Source organism: Chryseobacterium sp. (assembly GCF_045629545.1).
Taxonomy (GTDB): domain Bacteria; phylum Bacteroidota; class Bacteroidia; order Flavobacteriales; family Weeksellaceae; genus Chryseobacterium.
Genome location: NZ_JAZQRK010000036.1, coordinates 1 through 16,691, shown reverse-complemented (window position 1 = coordinate 16,691; position 16,691 = coordinate 1). Strand labels below are relative to the sequence as shown.

At 34.2% G+C, this 16,691-nt stretch carries 15 protein-coding genes and 1 CRISPR repeat array; of the genes, 9 read left to right on the top strand and 6 right to left on the bottom strand.

From position 1 onward, the window contains the following. Positions 1–311: 311 nt before the first annotated feature. Complete coding sequence (locus ACKI42_RS08380; protein WP_407404374.1) at positions 312–2,435, bottom strand: Tex family protein; 2,124 nt, start codon at positions 2,433–2,435, stop codon at positions 312–314. A gap of 542 nt (positions 2,436–2,977) precedes the next feature. Between ACKI42_RS08380 and cas9 the strand changes: the two genes are divergently transcribed. The 4 genes from cas9 to ACKI42_RS08360 all read left to right on the top strand — a co-directional run bounded on the left by cas9 (position 2,978) and on the right by ACKI42_RS08360 (position 9,830). Further along, complete coding sequence (gene cas9, locus ACKI42_RS08375; RefSeq protein WP_407404372.1) at positions 2,978–6,778, top strand: type II CRISPR RNA-guided endonuclease Cas9; 3,801 nt, start codon at positions 2,978–2,980, stop codon at positions 6,776–6,778. Next, a complete protein-coding gene (cas1, locus tag ACKI42_RS08370; protein ID WP_407404370.1) occupies positions 6,775–7,668 on the top strand; it encodes a type II CRISPR-associated endonuclease Cas1 in 894 nt (297 codons plus the stop codon). The genes cas9 and cas1 overlap by 4 nt, the downstream gene beginning before the upstream one ends. A 202-nt stretch (positions 7,669–7,870) precedes the next feature. Next, complete coding sequence (gene cas2 / locus ACKI42_RS08365) at positions 7,871–8,209, top strand: CRISPR-associated endonuclease Cas2 (RefSeq protein ID WP_407404368.1); 339 nt, start codon at positions 7,871–7,873, stop codon at positions 8,207–8,209. A 176-nt stretch (positions 8,210–8,385) separates the two neighbouring features. Further along, positions 8,386–9,125: a CRISPR direct-repeat array (repeat unit 47 nt; unit sequence GTTGTGTTGTATCCCAAAGATACAGAAAAATGAAAGCAATTCACAAC). A 180-nt stretch (positions 9,126–9,305) separates the two neighbouring features. Beyond that, the gene (locus ACKI42_RS08360; protein ID WP_407404366.1) at positions 9,306–9,830 is read left to right on the top strand and encodes a GNAT family N-acetyltransferase; all 525 of its coding nucleotides are present in this window, start codon (positions 9,306–9,308) and stop codon (positions 9,828–9,830) included. A 196-nt stretch (positions 9,831–10,026) separates the two neighbouring features. Here ACKI42_RS08360 and ACKI42_RS08355 read toward each other — a convergent pair whose 3' ends face one another. After that, on the bottom strand, positions 10,027–10,647 hold the full coding sequence (locus ACKI42_RS08355) for a hypothetical protein (RefSeq protein WP_407404364.1): 621 nt from the start codon (positions 10,645–10,647) through the stop codon (positions 10,027–10,029). A 171-nt stretch (positions 10,648–10,818) separates the two neighbouring features. Here ACKI42_RS08355 and ACKI42_RS08350 point away from each other — a divergent pair, with 171 nt between their 5' ends. The 5 genes from ACKI42_RS08350 to ACKI42_RS08330 all read left to right on the top strand — a co-directional run bounded on the left by ACKI42_RS08350 (position 10,819) and on the right by ACKI42_RS08330 (position 14,701). Beyond that, on the top strand, positions 10,819–11,082 hold the full coding sequence (locus ACKI42_RS08350) for a DUF1294 domain-containing protein (protein WP_407404362.1): 264 nt from the start codon (positions 10,819–10,821) through the stop codon (positions 11,080–11,082). Between the two features lie 228 nt (positions 11,083–11,310). Further along, positions 11,311–13,116, top strand: coding sequence for a translational GTPase TypA (typA, locus tag ACKI42_RS08345; RefSeq protein ID WP_407404360.1), 1,806 nt, complete (start codon positions 11,311–11,313; stop codon positions 13,114–13,116). A gap of 270 nt (positions 13,117–13,386) precedes the next feature. Further along, the gene (locus ACKI42_RS08340) at positions 13,387–13,896 is read left to right on the top strand and encodes a hypothetical protein (RefSeq protein ID WP_407404358.1); all 510 of its coding nucleotides are present in this window, start codon (positions 13,387–13,389) and stop codon (positions 13,894–13,896) included. Positions 13,897–14,194: 298 nt separating this feature from the next. Further along, positions 14,195–14,368 (top strand): hypothetical protein, encoded by a 174-nt coding sequence (locus tag ACKI42_RS08335; RefSeq protein ID WP_407404356.1) that lies wholly within the window; start codon positions 14,195–14,197, stop codon positions 14,366–14,368. Positions 14,369–14,410: 42 nt separating this feature from the next. After that, positions 14,411–14,701, top strand: a complete 291-nt coding sequence (locus tag ACKI42_RS08330) for a hypothetical protein (RefSeq protein WP_407404354.1) — start codon at positions 14,411–14,413, stop codon at positions 14,699–14,701. A 17-nt stretch (positions 14,702–14,718) separates the two neighbouring features. Here the strand turns inward: ACKI42_RS08330 and ACKI42_RS08325 are convergent, their stop codons facing one another. From ACKI42_RS08325 to ACKI42_RS08310, 4 genes are all read right to left on the bottom strand, one after another. Continuing rightward, the gene (locus ACKI42_RS08325) at positions 14,719–15,099 is read right to left on the bottom strand and encodes a hypothetical protein (protein ID WP_407404352.1); all 381 of its coding nucleotides are present in this window, start codon (positions 15,097–15,099) and stop codon (positions 14,719–14,721) included. 120 nt (positions 15,100–15,219) lie between these two features. Next, the gene (locus ACKI42_RS08320; RefSeq protein WP_407404350.1) at positions 15,220–16,080 is read right to left on the bottom strand and encodes an IS3 family transposase; all 861 of its coding nucleotides are present in this window, start codon (positions 16,078–16,080) and stop codon (positions 15,220–15,222) included. A gap of 23 nt (positions 16,081–16,103) precedes the next feature. Then, the gene (locus tag ACKI42_RS08315) at positions 16,104–16,328 is read right to left on the bottom strand and encodes a hypothetical protein (RefSeq protein ID WP_407404348.1); all 225 of its coding nucleotides are present in this window, start codon (positions 16,326–16,328) and stop codon (positions 16,104–16,106) included. 36 nt (positions 16,329–16,364) lie between these two features. Further along, positions 16,365–16,478 carry a hypothetical protein gene (locus tag ACKI42_RS08310; RefSeq protein WP_407404346.1) on the bottom strand — a complete coding sequence of 38 codons (114 nt, stop codon included), beginning with the start codon at positions 16,476–16,478 and terminating at the stop codon, positions 16,365–16,367. Positions 16,479–16,691: the final 213 nt, after the last annotated feature.

Here is a 16,691-nt window from a genome sequence, read left to right as displayed (position 1 = left end):
GTCGGGTAGGAGGCGTGCTTGTGCCATTAGATTGAGCAAAGATTTCTAATTCTTGTTGTTATCTAAGTTTTAGACTTTTTTTTATTCTGTTCTTCTTCCTTCCGAGACCTTGACAATTTTCACAAGTTCTAAATTTTGGAGTTTTGGTTGACATTTTGATGCTGTGTTCTCGATTTTCGTTAATTAATGATAAACCATAAAATACTGATAGTGTTCTGTTTGATTAAGTCACTAAAAAAAGCAAATTTCTTTATTTTAAATTTTGTTCGAATCTTTTTTTAAAATTCTGTATGAAATCTATAAATACAGTTTTACAAAATCATGCTCAATTGGATTCTCTTTCTCGCTTCATCCACTTCGGTTATTCTTACTTGTACATGTTGATGCAGTTTTACCACTTCATTTACATCAGAAACAAAACCTTCTTTGAGTTGGGAAATGTGAACCAAACCAGATTCTTTAATTCCCAAATCTACAAAACATCCAAAAGCGGTAATATTGTTCACAATTCCTGGAAGAATCATACCCGTTTTTAGATCTTTAATACTTTTTACATTGGGGTCAAATTCGAATACTTTTGCGGCTTTTCTAGGATCCAAACCTGGTTTTATCAATTCTTTTAAAATATCATTGATTCCAATAATTCCGATATCTTTGGTGATATAATTTTCAGGATTTATCAAATCTATTTTTTCCTTGTTGGCAATCAACTCATCTGTTTTAATGGCCAAATCTTTAGCCATATTTTCAACAATTCCGTAGGCTTCAGGATGCATCGCCGAATTGTCTAATGGATTTTTACCATTGCTGATTCTAATAAAAGCAGCTGCTTGTTGATAGGCTTTTTCGCCCAAACGAGGCACTTTTTTCAATTGCTTTCTATCTTCGAATGCCCCGTTTTCGGCTCTGTAATTCACAATGTTTTCAGCCATTTTTTCGCCAATTCCAGAAACATAACTTAGTAGAGATTTACTCGCTGTATTGAGGTTAATTCCAACAGAATTCACACATTTCATCACAGTAGAATCCAATTCGTTTTTGAGTTGAGTTTGGTCTACATCGTGCTGATATTGCCCAACACCTATCGATTTAGCATCTATTTTCACCAATTCAGCCAGCGGATCTGCCAATCTTCTTCCAATAGAAACCGCTCCACGCACAGTTACGTCATAACTCGGGAATTCGTCTCTTGCAATTTTACTTGCTGAATATACCGATGCGCCAGCTTCTGACACCACAAAAACTTGCAAAGGTTGAGCAAAAGCTATTTTTTTAATGAAGAATTCGGTTTCTCTACTTGCAGTGCCGTTCCCAATAGAAATCGCTTGGATGTTGTAGGCATTCACCATCGAGCGAATTTTCTTCATTGCCATTCTAGTTTCGTTTTGTGGCGCGTGAGGATAGATAGTTTCATTATGCAGAAGGTCTCCTTTTTCGTCTAGGCAGACTACTTTACAGCCACTTTTGTAGCCGGGATCTATCGCCAAAATACGTTTTTCTCCCAAAGGCGGCGCCAATAGCAACTGACTCAGGTTTTCAGAGAAAATTTCTATAGCTTTTTTATCGGCTTTTTCTTTGGCTTCCTGTAAGGTTTCATTAGAAATGGCAGGTTCTAGTAATCTTTTATAACTGTCTTTTATGGCTAGAGAAATTTGTTCAGAACACTCATTTTTAGATTTTATAATGGCTTGATGAATAAAGTCCAAAGCTTCCTCTTTATCTACCGTAATATTGGTTTTCACATAGCCTTCAGCTTCGGCACGCAACATGGCAAGAAGACGGTGAGAAGGCGTTCTGCTAAGGCTTTCTTCCCAATCAAAATACTGAGAAAACTTTTGCGCACCTTCTTCGTCCTTTTTGGCTTTTACAACCTTAGAACTCACTGCTGCTTTTCTTTGGAACAGTCTTCGTATGTTTTTCCTAACGTACATATTCTCATTAATCCATTCTGCCATTATATCTCTTGCGCCCTGCAGCGCTTCTTCCTCATTGCCAACTTTATCGTTAAGATATTTCGATGCTAGAGACGATAGATTGATGGCATTTTGGCTCATTATCATCTTTGCCAAAGGTTCTAGTCCGTTTTCTTTCGCGGTATCTGCTTTCGTTTTTCTTTTTTTCTTGTAAGGCAAATACAAATCTTCAAGTTCTTGAAGATCAAAACTTTCTGTAATTCGTTTTTCTAAATCTGCAGTTAGCGCATTTTGCTCCTCTATAGATTTCAGGATGCTTTCTTTACGTTTTAAAAGCTCTTCAAATTGTTTGTTGAGTTTCGCTATTTGCTCTATTTGCACTTCATCTAGATTTCCTGTAGCATCTTTTCGATATCTCGAGATAAAAGGAATGGTACAATCTTCCGCAAGAAGTTTTTGTGTAGCAACAATGTTTTTTTCGGATATCTGTAAGGTATTTTTAATGAAATCTATGGTCGTCATAAAGCAAATTTTGAAGCCGCTAAAATACTGACTTTTTTTAGATGCTACGAGGTTGGTTTTATTAATTATTGGGAGACAACTTGGGTGTGCCCCTTGGTTTTCAGAAATATTTGATAAAGCAAAAACTAAAATCAAATAAAACAAAGGGTCGGTCTACGTCTGCAATCTTTTCCTTCCTTCCTTCCCAATTCCCAACCCAGAAAAAGGATTTCCGCCTTCGCCCTCACACAAAATCGGCACTTCGACTTCGCTCAGTGCCCAGAAAGTTCGGCTCCTTCCCCGAAATGAGATATCTAGTAGCTTCGCTCATTACACGATATCCGATGGCTGAGCGGAGCTGAAGCCACTTTTATAGAAAATTAGGCACAAAAAAATGCCCCGCAGGTAGGCGAGGCGCTAAATGTTTTCACAACGGAATAATCCTTATTGTGAATTGCTTTCTGTACAAAGATATAATTAATTTTTTATTAATAGTTACGGTTTCCCGCAATTGTATTAAAAAAAATAGTTTTATTTTTATAACAAACTAATAATTACATATAATGAAAAAAAATATACTCGGATTAGACTTAGGAACAAACTCAATAGGTTGGGCATTAATAGAGATTGACGAAAACAATATTCCTATTCGCATTATTGCGATGGGCTCGCGCATTATTCCCTTATCAACGAGTGATAAAGAGGAATTTCAACGAGGTTTATCAATAACAAAAAATCAAAGCAGAACTGTAAGTCGTACTCAAAGAAAAGGTTATGATCGGAAACAATTGAAGAAAAGTGATTTAAAGAAAATTCTAAATAAATTCAATATTTTTCCATCAGAAGATTTATTAAAGCTTCCCATGCTTGATTTGTGGAAGCTGAGAAGTGATTCTGCTAATCCAAATGAAAATATTTCTGCTGAACAATTAGGGCGTATTTTTTATATGCTTAATCAGAAAAGAGGTTATAAATCTGCCAGAAGTGAAGTTAATGCCGATAAAAAAGATACTGATTATGTTCAGGTGGTAAAAGGGCGTTATGCTCAACTGAAAGATAGACATCAAACAATTGGACAATTTTTTTATGAAGGTTTAAATAATGCAAGTGTTGACAATTCTTATTTCAGATTCAAAGAAGAAGTTTATCCAAGGGAAGCTTATATTGAGGAGTTTGATACCATCATTAATGCTCAAAAAGATAAACACGATTTTCTTACGGATGAAGTTATCCATCAATTAAGAAATGAAATTATCTACTTTCAAAGAAAACTGAAATCTCAAAAAGGATTAGTTAGTATTTGCGAGTTTGAAGGTTTCGAGAAAACTGTTTTTGATAAAGAAAAAGATAAAAATAAAGTGGTGTTTTTCGGACCAAAAGTTGCTCCGAAAACTTCTCCATTATTTCAGCTTTGCCGTATTTGGGAAGTTGTGAATACCATTACTTTAAAAATAAAAAATCCTGAAGGAAGCAAATATAAATGGGGTGAAAAAATTCCTGATTTAAAGGAGAAGGAAATTTTAGCAGATTATTTATTTAAAAATGAAAGTCTAAGTTTTACGAAGCTTCTTGAAATTTTAGAATTGAAAAAAGAGAATGTTTACGTAAATAAGCAAATTCATAAAGGCATTAAAGGAAATGAAATCTATTCAACGCTTCATAGTATTTTAGGTGATATTGAACTTTTAAACTTTGATGTTTCTATTATTCCCTCAAATCATACTTCAATGTTGGTCAATAAAAAGACTGGAGAAATTCTGGAAGAAAGAGCGGGATTGGAATTAGATGCTTCATTGGAGAAAGAGCCTTTGTACCAATTGTGGCATACCATTTATTCCTTAAAAGATTTAGATGAATGTAAAAATGCCTTAATCAAAAGGTTTGATTTAGATGATGAAACTGCGGAAAAATTATCTCATATCGATTTTAATAAACAAGCTTTTGGAAATAAATCGAACAAATCGATGAGGAAAATTCTTCCTTTTCTGATGGAAGGTTACGATTATTCTCAATCTTGCAGTTTGGCGGGTTACAATCATTCTAACTCATTGACAAAAGATGAAAGAGAACAGCAAATTACTTTAGACAAGTTAGAACTTCTACCGAAAAACAGTTTGAGACAACCTATCGTTGAGAAAATTTTGAATCAGATGATTAATGTGGTTAATGCAATTCTTGAACAATATGGGAGACCTTCTGAAATTAGAGTGGAGCTTGCGCGAGAACTAAAACAAAGCAAAGACGAGCGAAACGATGCTGAATTACAAAATTCTAAAAATAAAAAACTCAATGAGGAAATTGGAAAACGATTGTCTGAATTAGGATTGCCTGTAACCAAGCGATACATTCAAAAATATAAATTCATTTTCCCATCGCTTAGCAAAAATCTGAAAGATGCTCACGTTAACAATCAATGTATTTATTGTGGAGAAACATTTAATCTCACAGAAGCTTTAAGCGGTGATGCATTTGATGTTGACCATATTGTGCCGAAAGCTCTGTTATTTGATGATTCTCAAACCAATAAAGTCTTGGTTCATAGAAAATGTAATTCAAACAAAGATAAATTAACTGCTTACGATTATATTGGTACAAAAGGAGAGGAGCAAGTTCGGGTATATTCCGAACGTGTGGATGACTGGTTCAAACGAGGAATTATTTCATATAGTAAAATGCAAAGGCTGAAAGTTTCTCACAAAGAATATGCAGAAAGGAAAAAGCTAGGAAAAGAAACAGAAACCGATAAAAAACTTTGGGAAAACTTTATCGACCGACAATTGAGAGATACTCAATATATCTCACGCAAATCAAGAGAGATTCTACAAAAAGTTTGTAATAATGTGACTACAACAGAAGGTGGAATGACTGCAAAACTTCGTAATCTTTGGGGTTGGGACGATGTTTTAATGAACTTGCAAATGCCTAAATACAAAGAATTAGGACAAACCATCATCAAAGAATGGACAAGCGAACATGGTAAAAGAAAACACCAAAAAGAAGAAATCGAAAACTGGACGAAAAGAGATGATCATCGCCATCATGCCATTGATGCTTTGGTGATTGCTTGTACAAAACAAGGGTTTATTCAGCGAATCAATACTTTGAATTCTAGCCATACTAAAGATTTAATGATGAAAGAAGTTGAAGAAGCTAAAATGGAATTTAATGAGAAGACTACACTTTTAGAAAAATATTTAAAAACTCAAGAACCGTTTAGTACAAAAGAAGTAATGCAAGAAGCTGATAAGGTTTTGGTTTCTTTTAAAGCTGGTAAAAAAGTAACGACAATAACTAAATTTAAAGCAACAGGGAAAAATAAAGACATTGGAGTAATTGTTCCGAGAGGAGCATTACATGAACAAAATGTTTATGGTAAGATAAAAGTGATTGAAAAAGATAAGTCTTTAAAGTATTTGTTTGAAAATTCAGAGAAAATTGTAAATCCTAAAATTAAAAATTTAGTTGAAATAAGGCTTTCGGAAAATGAAAATAGTTCAAAAATGGCTTTGTCAACATTAAAGAAATATCCCATTTTTCTGAATGAAGAAAAAACTGATCTACTAGAAAAGGCATCATGTTATGAATATGTTACTGTTAGAAAGTATCCTTTGAACACAATAAAAGCAAGACAGGCAGATGATATTGTTGATGAAAAAGTAAAGTTTTTAGTGAAAGAAAGATTAAATCAATTTGGAAATAAAGAAAAAGAAGCTTTCAAGGATACACTTTGGTTTAATGAAGAAAAACAAATCCCGATTATAACCGTTCGTTTATTTGCCCGTCCGGATGCTAATAATTTGCAGGCAATAAAAAAAGATGAGAATGGCAAAGAAATAGGATTTGTAGTGATGGGAAACAATCATCATATTGCGATTTATGAAGATAAAGATAATAAGCTTGTTCAGCATAGTTGCACATTTTGGCACGCTGTAGAAAGGAAAAAATATAACATTCCGGCTGTTATTAAAAATTCATCAGATGTTTGGAATCAATTATTAGACAAAAAACTTCCAGAATCCTTTTTGAATAAATTACCTGCAGATAATCTCAATTTGAAATTCAGTATGCAACAAAATGAAATGTTCATTCTGGGTTTATCACAAGAAGAATTTGACGCAGCTCTGAAAAATAATGACAAATCTTTATTGAGTAAGCATTTTTATTTGGTTTGGAGTATTTCTGAAAATAATTATTGGTTCAGACATCATTTAGAAACTAAAAATTCTGATTTAAAGAAAACAAATGGAGTTAAGGAAAGTAAAAGACTTTATAATATTAGAAGTTTGGGTTCTTTGTTTTCTTTAAACCCAATAAAAGCTAGGCTAAATCATTTAGGAGAAATAACTAAAATAGGAGAGCTATGATCACCCGCTCCATCTACATCGGCAATTCCGCTTATCTTAAGCTAAAAGAAGAGCAGATGCATATCTTATGTCCAAAGACCAAAGAGCTCAAGGGAAAAGTTCCTGTGGAAGATTTGGGATTGCTGATGTTGGATCATTTTCAAATCACGATTTCCCATCAGTTGATACAGAAAATGATGGGAAATAATGTGGTTGTGGTAAGTTGTGATGCGCATCATTTACCGCACGGGATTATGCTCCCACTTCACGGACATACAGAACATTCCGACAGAGTGAAAGACCAATTAGAAGCCAGCGAACCTCTGAAAAAACAACTTTGGAAACAAACCATAGAATGCAAAATTGAAAATCAGACCGAAGTTCTCAAACGATTAGGCAACTATTACGAACCAATGTTAGGCTATCAAGAAAATGTAAAAAGCGGTGATAGTAGCAATATGGAAGGCATTGCGGCGCAACATTATTGGAAATATCTCATTAGTTTAGATTTCCTTAGGCAAAGATTTGGAGATTCGCCCAACCAGTATTTCAATTTCGGATACGCTGTTTTAAGGAGCATTGTGGCGCGCGCGATTGTGGAAACTGGCTTGCTTCCCGTATTGGGAATTTTCCATAAAAATAAGTACAACGCCTATTGTCTTGCAGATGATCTGATGGAGCCTTATCGCCCCATTGTAGATTGGCTCGTGATGGATTGGCTTACGAAAAATCCAGAAACCGAAGAACTAACGAAAGAATTCAAAGCGCACATTCTTCAAATTGCTACCAAAGACGTTACTATAGAAGGCAAAACCAGACCTGTATTGGTTGGAATAAAAACCACTGCAACTTCGCTCTATAAATGCTATACAGGAGAAAAACGCCAAATTGCTTATCCCCAATTCGTATGAAAACAAATCCTACAATGACCATATTTTGGGTGTGCCCCTTTGTTTCTTCCAACGCCAAACCTTATAGGTTTTCCTACTTCCAAAAACAAAGGGTCGGTCTACGGCTGCAATCTTTTCCCAGCACTGCAAACCTACATCAGGAAAAGGATTTCCACCTTCGCCCTCACACGAAGATAGGTTAACCGCAATACGTACACAACTTATGAATCAAGACCGATTTAACGCGTACAGAATTATGTGGGTATTAGTATTATACGATTTACCAACCGAGACCAAAATCAATATGCGAGATGCCAGCAAATTTCGTAAAGGTTTACTGGATGATGGCTTTACGCTGTTTCAATTTTCTATGTACGTTCGCCATTGCCCAAGTCGAGAAAACGCAGAAGTACACATCAAAAGAGTGAAATTTATGCTTCCCAAAGCAGGAAAAGTCGCTATAATGAGCATTACCGATAAGCAATTTGGAGATATAGAAATATTCTTTGCTAGGAATAGAGAAGATCCACCACCTACCTTCCAACAACTCGAATTGTTCTAACCTGTCATTGCGAGTAACGAAGCAATCTAACTATTTAGTAAAATTAACAACATTGTAAAGCGTACCCAGAAAAGTGAAAATTATCTTTTCGCGACAATTTTCTAAAGAAATTAGTTATTTTTCTCATGCTAAAAAAAGCAAAAAACCACTGATAAACAGTGGTTTTTTGTGTTGAGGTTGTGTTGTATCCCAAAGATACAGAAAAATGAAAGCAATTCACAACCTAATGATCCTTCTCTTAAAGATGCTACTGGTTGTGTTGTATCCCAAAGATACAGAAAAATGAAAGCAATTCACAACTTGATAGTGTATAGACATTTTGCTTTATCCGTTGTGTTGTATCCCAAAGATACAGAAAAATGAAAGCAATTCACAACCACTAAGAACACACACCATGAAATCGCCTAGTTGTGTTGTATCCCAAAGATACAGAAAAATGAAAGCAATTCACAACGTCTTCTGCTTGTAAACCTAATAACGATTGGTTGTGTTGTATCCCAAAGATACAGAAAAATGAAAGCAATTCACAACGTACTCAAGAACCTATTTATACAACAAAAGGTTGTGTTGTATCCCAAAGATACAGAAAAATGAAAGCAATTCACAACCCCGACATCATTTCTATGCCTTCTAGTATTGTTGTGTTGTATCCCAAAGATACAGAAAAATGAAAGCAATTCACAACTAATCTGAATCAGCTTTTAAATTATTTTGAGTTGTGTTGTATCCCAAAGATACAGAAAAATGAAAGCAATTCACAACAAATCGGATATTACAGTTTATAACGGGGATGTTGTGTTGTATCCCAAAGATACAGAAAAATGAAAGCAATTCACAACTTATATCAACTCTCATTGCTTTTCAGATTTGTTGTGTTGTATCCCAAAGATACAGAAAAATGAAAGCAATTCACAACGAATATGTATTTTAATTATGCACTTCGGCTCCGCTCAGTGCCCAGAAAGTCCCACTGAGTCCTGAAAATAAGATATTTAATAGCTTCGCTAATTGCTCGGGCTGAGAACTATGGTAGCTGAGCTGAGCCAAAGAACCATTCAAATTAATAATGTATTTTTATACCTAGAAAAAATAAATAATGAAAAAACCTTATCCCATTTTATACACCGAAAGATTAGACCTTACCAGAATTGAAAATACTGATGCTGAAGTGGTTTTTTTTCAAAGATCTAATGATGAAACAATGAAATACATCAAAAGAGAACCTTATGTTTCTGTTTCGCAAGCTTTGGATTATATTCAGATGGTAAACGATCAATATGCAGAAGGAAAATCCATTACTTGGGGAATTAGAAGAATTGGTGAACCTCAATTGTTGGGAAGTGTCTGTTTGTGGAAATTCTCAGAAGACAAAAAAACAGCAGAGATCGGTTACGATTTACAACCTAAATACCAAAATTTAGGAATAATGTCAGAAGCAATGAAGGCAGTCTTAGAGTATGGGTTCGAGGTTTTGAATCTTTCTTTAATAGAAGCATTTACAAGTCAGTACAATTCACCGTCAATTAAATTGTTAGAGAGCCATGGATTTGTTAAACATCCTACAAAACGTGATGAAGGAAATTTGGACAATAGGATTTTTGAAAAATTCAAAACAAAATAGTACTTGAAACATAAAGAAATACAATTCGGCTCCGCTATGTGCTCGGAGGCAATTCTCTAGCTACTTCGCCCAGTGCACAGAAAGTTCCGCTCAGTGCCCAAAATAGTAACATGATGGCGGAGCAGAGCCGAAGCCACTTGATACCACAAAAAAATGAGGCTATCTGAGCCTCATTTTAGTACTTTACATATAATACTTAGTCTTTAGAAAATTCTTTCAATGTACCGTCAGCTAAAAAGTACCCAGAGTATGAATCTCTAGTGCCCTCAATGCTTGTCATCCAAAGTTTATCTTTTCTCGCCATATTCAAGATATAGTACATAGAGTCGCTTGCTTTTCCTCCTTCAATTGTTTTTGCTTTTTCTTCTAATTGTTTATAGATAGTTGCAGCAGTTTCGAATTTTATTTCGCTCATAGGAATTAGGTTTGCACTCATATCTCCATCGCCTGTTATCTTTACCGCTTCAGGCTCTTCCCATTTCCCATTCTTAAAAGTATAAGAATCTATATTTTCGGGTTTAGATGGATCTTGCAACGATACAACAATTCTTCCATCTCCGTAAAAATATATTTTTTGAAAGATTTGAATTTCCTTCCCTTTAAATTTTTGTAAATTCTTCAATTCATCTTCAGCTTTTTGCAATGTTTTTACATCAGTTAAGAGATTATAATCTGCATCGTAAGTTTTAGAACTTGCTTCATTTGAAGATTGTTCAGTACTCGTATTTCCGTTGTCAGCATTGTTTTCCTTCTTCTCTCCACAAGAAGTAAGAAGTAGGGTAGAACCCAATAGTAAAGTGAAAATTGATTTTTTCATTATTTTGTAATATTTTGTTAAAAATTGATTCGGTAAAAATAAGAGTATCAATTGTGTGATAAAATGGCTTTTTTTAGGGATATTTAACAGTTATTTGTAGTGATAGTAAGGTTTATTTACCTTCATAATATCAAAATGCCATTCTAATAGTATATTTGCAGCAAACATAAAATGATGCTGATATTTCTACTTATTACTTCAATACTTACATTTTTTATCTTTGGCTTGGATAAGTACTATGCAACGCACCACAAAAGAAGAATTTCAGAATTTTTACTATTATTGTTTACCTTTTTTGGAGGTACAATTGGGGCGATTCTTGGTATGTTGATATTTCGGCACAAAACGGCTAAAAGAAGTTTTATAATTAAAATGGGGATTATAATTTTCTCACAAATACTCATCATTTATTGTATGAGAAATATTGTATTATAGGTAATATTATTTTTCAATAATTTGAAAATAATTTATTCAGCATACATAGGGTTTAGAGGTCATGTCGAAGCTTTCTGTAGCTTATTTATTTGTTATAAATTATAGGATTTTTAAGCAAGAATATGATGCAATTCATCTAATCTGCTCATTACGAATTTGTTAATTAATATCACAACATGCTAATTTTTTAATTTAAAATCGTTACTTTTGCACCCGTAAAAATCATTCATGCAAAACATTAGAAATATTGCGATTATCGCACACGTTGACCACGGTAAGACTACTTTGGTTGATAAGATTATTCATGCTACAAGCATTTTCAGAGAAAATCAGGAAAGTGGAGAATTAATAATGGATAACAACGATCTTGAAAGAGAGAGAGGAATTACCATTTTATCGAAAAATATTTCTGTTACTTATAAAGGCGTTAAAATTAACGTAATCGATACTCCTGGTCACGCCGATTTTGGTGGTGAAGTAGAGAGAGTTTTAAAAATGGCAGATGGTGTAATCTTGTTGGTAGATGCTTTTGAGGGGCCAATGCCTCAAACAAGATTTGTACTACAAAAAGCACTAGAATTAGGTCTTAGACCATTGGTAGTAATCAACAAAGTGGACAAACCAAACTGTCGTCCAGAAGAAGTACACGATCAAGTATTTGATTTATTCTTTAACTTAGATGCTACTGAAGCTCAGTTGGATTTCCCAACATTCTACGGTTCTTCTAAGCAAGGATGGTTCAATACTTCATTAGAACAAACTGAAGATATTGTACCATTATTAGATGGTATTATCCAATATGTACCAGAACCTAAAATTGAAGAAGGTAACTTACAAATGCAAATTGTATCTCTAGATTATTCTTCTTTCCTAGGTAGAATTGCTATTGGTAAAGTAATCAGAGGAGGTATCAAAGAAGGTCAGTGGATCGGTCTTGCACAAGAAGAAGACAAAATTGTAAAAGGAAAAGTAAAAGAATTATACATCTTTGAAGGTCTTGGGAAGAAAAAAGTAACCGAAGTATTAGCAGGAGATATCTGTGCTGTAGTTGGTTTTGATGCTTTCCAAATTGGAGATTCTTTTGTAGATCTAGAAAATCCAGAACCATTACCAAGAACATCTATTGATGAGCCTACGTTGAATATGACGTTCTCTATTAACAATTCACCTTTCTTTGGTAAAGATGGAAAATTTGTAACTTCAAATCACCTTAAAGAAAGATTAACAAAAGAGTTAGAGAAAAACTTAGCATTGAGAGTTCAACAAACTGAGGATGCAAACACATTCTTGGTATTCGGTAGAGGTATTCTTCACTTGTCAGTTCTTATCGAAACAATGAGAAGAGAAGGATATGAGATGACCATTGGTCAACCTCAGGTTATCCTTAAAGAAATTGATGGTGTAAAATGTGAGCCTTACGAATCTTTAGTAGTAGATGTACCAGAAGAATTCGCTTCTAGAGTTATCGATTTAGCTACTCAGAGAAAAGGAGATCTTCACATTATGGAAACTAAAGGTGAAATGCAACACATGGAATTCGAAATACCTTCTAGAGGTTTGATCGGATTGCGTTCTCAAATGCTTACAGCTACTGCAGGTGAAGCTATCATGGCTCACCGTTTCACTGAGTATAAGCCATTCAAAGGAGCGATTCCTGGAAGAAGTAATGGAGTATTGATCAGTAAAACTCAAGGTCCAGCTACAGAATATTCTATCGCTAAATTGCAAGACAGAGGTAGATTCTTTGTTGATCCGGGCGAGGAGATCTATGCAGGTATGGTTATTGGAGAACAAAATAAACCTGGAGATATGGTAGTAAATATCGTAGAAGCAAAACAATTGAACAACATGCGTGCTTCTGGTAAAGATAAAGATTCTGGTGTTGCACCAAAAATCTTATTCTCTCTAGAAGAATGTATGGAATATATTCAAGGTGATGAGGCAATCGAGGTTACTCCAAACTTTATCCGTATGAGAAAGAAAGTACTTTCTGAAGAAGAAAGAAAAAGAATTGAAAGAGGAGCAAAAGGATAATCCTAACTCTCATCTATATACTAAAGCCCCGATTTTTCGGGGCTTTTTTTTTGTCTACTTTGTTATAAAATTGACTTTTTTCAAATAATTTATTTATTTAAAATTTAAACTTAATATTTATTGCTGATAATGAGTTATTTGAGATTTTTTTTATATACATGTAATAATTTACAATACAAAATACTAACGAACGATTGTTAGGTTAAATTTAAATTGTATGTTTGTGAAATATTCAACGAATGTTCAATTAAAATTGCCATAAAGTAATCAATGATTATAAATACAACGAAATTATTTACATTATTGGGAATCGTTACCATTTGCGAACTGAAAGCTCAGCAGAATTCCTCTCAGGACTCAGCGTTCGTGATTCAACATAAAATAGTAGAAATAGGAAATAAAAATCCTACAAAAATCAATTTTTATGGATTCATAAGGCATGATGCATTTTATGATACGCGTCAAAATATCGGTGCAGGAGAAAATATTGTAATGCTTTATCCTAAAGACAGACTGATGTATGTAAATGGCGAAGACATCAATAATGCACCTAAATTTCATATGCTTTCAATTCTATTAAGAGCTGGAATTACCGTGAATGGACCTGAAATTTTAGGGGCAAAAACGAATGGTATTTTGGAAGGAGAATTTTTTGGAGCCACGGAAGGAGGATTTAATGAGTTTAGACTTCGTCATGCTTATGTAACATCAGATTGGAAAAATACAATTAGGACTTGGGCAATTTTGGCATCCTTTTGTGGTGCTAGATTGCCTTCCTAACGTTGTATAGTATGGTACAGGTTCTCCTATTTTTGCTTTAAATAAAAATCTACAAATAGGAATAATTCAAAATTTAACTGAAAAACTAAAAGTAGCAGCAATTAGTTCTCAAAGAGATTTTGCACCCAATACTGCGCCTTACATAGATAGTGGAATTCCATCTTCTTATCTACAACTACAATACAAATCTCAAAGTTTCATAGCTGGTATCGCTTCACAATATGAAGTATTAAGACCTCAACTTTCTACAGGAACACCGCCCATAGTGAATAATGAGAAAGTAAATCGTTTATCGACGATGTTATACGCAAGAGTGATCACAAAGCCTTTAATGATTAGTGCTTCTGCACTGGTGGCACAAAATGCGTCATCCATGGTGATGCTAGGTGGATTTATCGGTTATTCTACAAAAGGTGAAGTAGATGTTTTCCGAACGATGAATACAACAAGCGCTTGGATTGATTTTCTATAAACTACTACCGAACTAGTTTCTTTCGGATTATTTACTGGTCTTGTGATAAATAATGGAGCAAAAGATCCATTAGCAAATAAAGTTGTCTCAACATATGGCGTTATTTCGTCTTGGGGAGCAATATCAGCAACTACGGGAAGTAGAAGCGTAAATCGTGTCTGGAAGATGTCACCAAGGGTAGATTGGATGTTGCATAAATCCATCAAGCTAAGATTTGAGGCAGAAAGTACAGCAGCTACATGGGCAGATGCGCAAACCAATGGTAAAGGAAAAGACAATGAATATGTTGCAATGAATCATCGTTTTCATCTTTCGACCCTCTTTATGTTCTAGTTTTTTTCAATTATTATTTAAAGAATAAATTCAATCATGTTTCGTCCTATGGGAATATCGGAGGATAAAGTAGGTAGGAAAAACTTCTTTTTATTATCTCTAATTTTAATCGGTACGTCTACGTTTCTGATTGGTTGTATTCCTGATTTTTCAAGTATTGGTTGGGAAGCGCCTGTGCTTTTACTAGTTTGCAGATTGATGCAAGATTTGGCAATTAGTGGAGTATATGCATGAGCCGTAATGTATGTTACAGAAAATGCGCCAGCTAACAAAAGAGGATTAACTGTACCTATTGTATGAAAGTGATTGTAACAGTTTTGGGTGTAGAATTCCTTTTCTACTGATTCATTGGGTTGGCATATCCAATATTCTTGGTTGCATAGGCTATTATAGTTCATATCTTATGCATTCCTGAAACCTATCAAAAACGATTTGGAAGTAGAAGCAAATGAACTTGCGCCTGTAGAATAAATAATTTTCAATTTAACTGTCCCGTCCTAAAAATTCGATACAGATTATTAGACAAAAATAATTAATAAAACCAAAGCAAATACGTTTTTGCTTTGGTTTTTTGTTTTGTAAGTTTTCATTATTAGTTCAGACTGGTTGTGCATTTGGTTTGGAATAAGATAATGATTGGAAAAATGGGAACGCAATTCGTTGTAAATCTCAATTGATTCGTCCACTATTTTTCTTTTTGTTTTTGTATCAACCTCATATTTGTCGATATCAAATTCTGGCTTCAAAATGCCATTTATCCTCTCTGCAACTGCATTTTCGTAAGGATCTGAGTTTTGTGTCATGCTGCATATAACGCTGTGTTTCATCAAAATTCTTTGGTATTCATTCGAACAATATTGCAAACCTCTGTCTGAGTGATGAATCAATGATTCTGCACCCAATTTATGATTCTTTAGAGCCTTCTTTAGCGCTTTCAAACTGCTTTCTGTGCTCAGATTATCGGCAACATAATGTCCAACAATTTTCTTAGAATAAGCATCCGTTATTAAACTCAAATAGCTCGGGTTTTTCCTATTTCCAATATAGGTTATATCTCCAACCCAAACCTGATTGGGCTTGGTTATTTGATAATCTAATACTAAATTTTTATGCTTTCTAAAGCGATGATGAGAGTTGGTTGTGAAGTGATAGCTTTTTTTGGGAATAATAAGTAAATGATTCGCCCATAAAATGTCAAAGAACTTATCTCTTCCTATTTTTAATGTTTTCAAAGGTTCTTGTAACATAAAATACAATTTTTTGCAACCAATATTTGGCTGTATCATACGCTTCTCTCGCACTAATGCCACTACTTGCTGAGCATTACTCATGCGTACAGCGCTACGTTTTAAACTTCGATAATAGACTTGTCTATCCAATCCGAACAATCCACAGGTAAAAACTAAAGTTTCTTTCTCTGTACTGCGGAAATTATTGATTGCGCGGATACGGAGTTTTTTCGTATATCAATTTGATATTCGCTTTCCGCAAGATTAATCATCATATCAAAGAAAACCACTTTTTTATCTGCAATGTAGGCTTGTCTTTCTAGTAATGCTTTTTGTTTTTCAAGCAGTTTTACTTCAGCCTCCAATTCCATAATTCTTTGTTCAGGTGTCTTTTCCATAGAATTTGGTATTTGATTGTCCCAATCAAAGTTATCCTATTTTCTGAGCCAACTAACAATAGTTGAACTAGCTTGTATCCCATATCTTTTACGACATTCGGTAATTCCTGATTGACCAGATTCAATTTCTTTTACAATTTGAATTTTCAAACTCAAACTGTAATCTCTTTGGGTATAATACCCCTACAAAACTGGACCATTAGTTAAGTTGAAAAATATTAACTTTAAACAAGTCCAAAATTATGAAAACAGGAAGACGTAAATTCGATTCAGGCTTTAAGGCTAAAGTAGCTCTTGAAGCATTAAAAGAACGTGAAACTCTACAACAATTAGCTCTAAAATATGAGCTACATCCGAATCAAA

What these genes read in the sequence shown, in the direction of transcription:
- ACKI42_RS08325 (WP_407404352.1), bottom strand. Translation starts at nt 15,099, where the DNA reads ATGAACTATAATAGCCTATGCAACCAAGAATATTGGATATGCCAACCC.
- cas1 (WP_407404370.1), top strand. Translation starts at nt 6,775, where the DNA reads ATGATCACCCGCTCCATCTACATCGGCAATTCCGCTTATCTTAAGCTA.
- ACKI42_RS08380 (WP_407404374.1), bottom strand. Translation starts at nt 2,435, where the DNA reads ATGACGACCATAGATTTCATTAAAAATACCTTACAGATATCCGAAAAA.
- ACKI42_RS08355 (WP_407404364.1), bottom strand. Translation starts at nt 10,647, where the DNA reads ATGAAAAAATCAATTTTCACTTTACTATTGGGTTCTACCCTACTTCTT.
- cas2 (WP_407404368.1), top strand. Translation starts at nt 7,871, where the DNA reads ATGAATCAAGACCGATTTAACGCGTACAGAATTATGTGGGTATTAGTA.
- typA (WP_407404360.1), top strand. Translation starts at nt 11,311, where the DNA reads ATGCAAAACATTAGAAATATTGCGATTATCGCACACGTTGACCACGGT.
- ACKI42_RS08315 (WP_407404348.1), bottom strand. Translation starts at nt 16,328, where the DNA reads ATGGAAAAGACACCTGAACAAAGAATTATGGAATTGGAGGCTGAAGTA.
- ACKI42_RS08335 (WP_407404356.1), top strand. Translation starts at nt 14,195, where the DNA reads ATGTTATACGCAAGAGTGATCACAAAGCCTTTAATGATTAGTGCTTCT.
- cas9 (WP_407404372.1), top strand. Translation starts at nt 2,978, where the DNA reads ATGAAAAAAAATATACTCGGATTAGACTTAGGAACAAACTCAATAGGT.
- ACKI42_RS08340 (WP_407404358.1), top strand. Translation starts at nt 13,387, where the DNA reads ATGATTATAAATACAACGAAATTATTTACATTATTGGGAATCGTTACC.
- ACKI42_RS08360 (WP_407404366.1), top strand. Translation starts at nt 9,306, where the DNA reads ATGAAAAAACCTTATCCCATTTTATACACCGAAAGATTAGACCTTACC.
- ACKI42_RS08350 (WP_407404362.1), top strand. Translation starts at nt 10,819, where the DNA reads ATGATGCTGATATTTCTACTTATTACTTCAATACTTACATTTTTTATC.